Genomic DNA, 3,639 nt, shown 5'->3' on the forward strand with positions numbered 1-3,639 from the left:
CGTCCTTTTTGGATTCCGCTGCCTACCTCCCTACTTCTACTTCCCTCCTGCCGCCACCAGGCTATTCAGGTAGCTTTCGAGGTTGGTGTAGCCATCGGTGGCCCGCAGGGCGCGGTCAGCGGCATTTTTCGGGTTCAGGCCGTTGGCTTTTTCCCAGGCGTCGGGCATGCCGTCGTGGTCGGTATCGAGGGGTGCGGGTGTGGATTTCAGCACCGGCCAGGCTTTTTGCGACACGCTGTAGGGCGTGCCGTGCGGGTAGTGGCCCTGCACGTCGATGATGGTGCCGGTGCGGGCCCGCACTTCGCGCACAATGCGCTGGTCGAGCGTGTCGCGGCGCGGGCGAATGGCCCCGGCACTCAGCAGCACGGCTTCGTAAGCCTCCGAAGCGGTTTGCACGGCCACCGGACCCAGGGCAAAAGGCGTTTCTACTTTGGATTGGACGGTGTCGGCCGCGGTGCCGCCGTTCATCACCACGCCGCGCCAGTTGTGGGCCGTCACGCCGGGCGCGCCGTCCACGTAGTTGCCGGTGAGGTAGAATTTGCCGTAGGGCAGGCGGCCTTTTTCCTTGTCGATTTTATAGGGATTCAGCACCTGGGCCTTCACTTTGGGGTTGGTGCTGGGGCCGGGCTTGTAGTAGTTGTTGACGATGTTGTAGTTGCCGCCCTCGCCGGCGTACACGTTGTTTTCGCCCCAATCGTAGATGACGTTGTTGCTGAAATCACAGTTTTCGAAGCCCGCCGGGTGGGTGTAGCGGCTGCCGTTGAAGCGCGGCGTGCGATTCTTGCAGTGCGCAAACAGGTTGTGGTGAAACGACGAATGCTGCCCGCCCCAGATGCCGCCAAAGCCGTGCCGCTCGAAGTCGGTATCGCCCTTTTCGTAGTGGTAGGAGTAGTTCAGCGGCTCGGCCATGATGTTCCATTGCAGGGTCGTGCTGTCGCCCTCGTACACCGAAAACGCCTCGTCGGTGCTCCAGCTCATCGAGCAATGGTCGATAATCAGGTGGTTGTTGCGCAGCCCGCCGAAGGCATCGTCGCCGCCCGCGCCGTCCACGAAGCCCTGGTTCTGGTTCTTGTCGCCCATCCGGAAGCGGACGAAGCGCACGATGACGTTGTTGGCCTTCACCGATACGGGGTAGTCGGCCAGGCAAATGCCGTCGCCGGGGGCGGTCTGGCCGGCAATGGTGGTATTGGGCTTGCTGATGGTGAGCGGCGAGGCCAGGTGAATGGTGCCCGACACCCGAAATACGACGGTGCGGGCCGGTGCTTTAGTTGCGCTCAGCTGCACGGCGTAGCGCAGGCAGCCGGGCTTGCCGTCGTCGAGCAGGTTGGTGACTTCCAGCACCGTGGTGGGCACCGCCGCCGAGCCGCGCCCGCCGGTGGTGAAGCGCCCGGCGCCCTCGGCCCCCGGAAACGCGACCAGGCCCTGCGCCCGGCCCCCCGCCGGGGCCAGCAGCAAACCAGCCCCAAGGGCAAAAACAGCCCGCCACGAAAATGAGCGAGGAGGCAAACAATTAAAAAAGAGCGGCATGAGACAGAGTTAAGGAAGCAACTTAACGCCTCCGGCGTGAACGCGCGGTGAAAGCTCGCACTTGCGCTTACTAAAAACCGGGCCAGCCGTATGCGCGTTTATGCGCGGCCCGGGAAACTTTTGTCGGCCTTCTTTCGTGTTGAAAGTGTTATATCGTTTCGGGCCGGGGTTCCAGCGTAGCCCGGCGTGCGGCCGATTCCCTTCATCCTGCTCTTTCAACCTATGCGTTTACTCCTTCTCATCGCGGCTTTCGGGGCCGTGGGCAGCGCCCGCCCCGCCCTCGCACAACGGGCCACTGCCCCCGGCCCAACGGCCAGCAGCGCCCAGAACCGCATCGCGCTGGCCGGCCGGCCCGAAGCCACCGCGGCCAAGCCCATGCGCCTGGCCTGCGCCCCGCTGGTGGGCCAGGTTTTTGAGCCCAATGGCAAGCCGCTGGTCGGCGCCACGCTCCTCGTAAAAGGCACGCACCAGGTGTACGTGACCGATTCCGAAGGCAAATTTCAGTTCACCGAAACCATCTACCAGGGCCAGGAGCTGACCGTGGGCGCCGCCGGCTACATCCCGCACGATATCGCGCTCGACGACTGCACCCTGCCGCGCCTCGTGCTGGAGAAAGACCCTACCGCCCACATCAAGCGCACCGGCAAACGGGCGGGCCAGGTGATACGGCTGAACAACCACAACACCAATCTGAAGTAACTTTTGCCGCCCCTTCAGCGCCCAAAAGCCCGCCGAATACTCGGCGGGCTTTCGTGTTTTATTCCCTCAGCGCAATGCCTTATTTCGAGGCCAGCGCCGGCAGCATCACCTTCAGTTCGGCCGAGTAGAGGCGGCCGATGAAGGGCGAGGCCACAAACTCGCGCATCCTGGTGTCGAACAGGTTGACGACCTGGGCCGAGGCAGTGAGGTAGGAGTTCAGGCGGTAGCCGGCGCTCACGTCCACGGTGGTGAAGCCGCCGAGGGGGCCGTAGTTCCAGGTGCGGCCGTAGCGGGCGTTTTCGACCACGCCGAGCGTGGGGTTGGCCGCCGCGGCCACGTTGATGCCGGAGTAGAAATCGTAGGCCTGCACGTAGCGGCCGAAGATGGAGCCGAAGAATTTCTTGCCGCTGTAATTCAGGGCCAGGCTGCCTTTGTGGGCGGGCGTGTTGATGGGCAGGTCGACTTCGTCCTGCACTTTGCCGTCCTTGTTGCCGTCGTTCTTCAGGTCGGCGTGGTCGAGCTTGAAGCCGAAGTACGAGTAGTTCAGCGCCAGGCTCAGCGACGACGAGAGGAAGTAGCTGAAACCGAAATCGGCCCCGTAGGTGTCAACCTGACCGAAGTTGACGTAGGTGAGCACCGTGGCCGCGCCGGTTTCAGGCGTGCCGGGCACCACCTGCGACATGGGCGTGTCGCCGCGCTTCATCACTTTGCGGCCCAGCGTGGCAATGTTGATGGCCGGGCTCAGGAAGTTCTGCGAGCGGTTATAATAGGCGTTGGCGTCGATGAAAAACTTGGGGGTCACCTTGCCTTTGTAGCCAATTTCTACGGTTTTGATGGTTTCCACTTTCAGCTTGTCAATCACGGTGCCGTCGCTCAGGGTGAAGCCCTGGCCGTTGCCGAGCAGCAGGCCGCCGAAGAGGTAGCCGTCGAGGTTGAGGATGGTGGGCGCGGCGATGCCCTGGCCGTAGGTCAGGCGCAGGTTCTGGTCGTTGAGGGACCACACCACGCCGCCTTTCGGGATGAAGTTGAAGCCGTACCGGTCGTGCTGGTCGGCGCGGGCGGCGGCGATTAGCTTGAAGTGGCTGGGCAAGGTCAATTCGCCCTGGGTGTAGAGGCCGATTTGGTTGATGACGATGTCGCCGTCGCGGTCGAACAAATACGTGTGCTGGCTGAAGGCCATGTCGCGCTGATACTGCGAACCCACCACGAGGTTGAAAATACCGAACGTGTTGTTTGAGGTGGTCGGGTAAACCAGGAGATACTGTGTTAAAAAGCAAGGAAGTGAGCAAGTTTTTTTACCTTTAGGCGCCTTTAAGGAGAGCCTTTGGGTTCATCCTGCGTAGCCTCGGCCCCTCAACTGGTCGGGGCTACTTCTTTTTCCAGGCAATGGGCCGGATGGTAGTGCGGGTCATA

The 3,639-nt window shown here is 62.3% G+C and carries 3 protein-coding genes; 1 reads left to right on the forward strand and 2 read right to left on the reverse strand.

Annotation, left to right across the window (positions count from 1 at the left end):
* Positions 1 to 36 precede the first annotated feature (36 nt).
* Positions 37 to 1,506, reverse strand: a complete 1,470-nt coding sequence (locus tag J4G38_RS21355; RefSeq protein WP_226163633.1) for a pectate lyase family protein — start codon at positions 1,504 to 1,506, stop codon at positions 37 to 39.
* Between the two features lie 243 nt (positions 1,507 to 1,749).
* On the opposite strand from J4G38_RS21355, the gene J4G38_RS21360 reads away from it, so the two are divergent.
* A complete protein-coding gene (locus tag J4G38_RS21360; protein ID WP_210521258.1) occupies positions 1,750 to 2,226 on the forward strand; it encodes a carboxypeptidase-like regulatory domain-containing protein in 477 nt (158 codons plus the stop codon).
* Positions 2,227 to 2,305: 79 nt separating this feature from the next.
* Here J4G38_RS21360 and J4G38_RS21365 read toward each other — a convergent pair whose 3' ends face one another.
* Positions 2,306 to 3,481 carry a TonB-dependent receptor domain-containing protein gene (locus tag J4G38_RS21365; RefSeq protein WP_226163635.1) on the reverse strand — a complete coding sequence of 392 codons (1,176 nt, stop codon included), beginning with the start codon at positions 3,479 to 3,481 and terminating at the stop codon, positions 2,306 to 2,308.
* Positions 3,482 to 3,639: the final 158 nt, after the last annotated feature.

Source organism: Hymenobacter terricola (assembly GCF_017921975.2).
In the GTDB taxonomy this organism is placed as follows: Bacteria; Bacteroidota; Bacteroidia; order Cytophagales; family Hymenobacteraceae; genus Hymenobacter; species Hymenobacter terricola.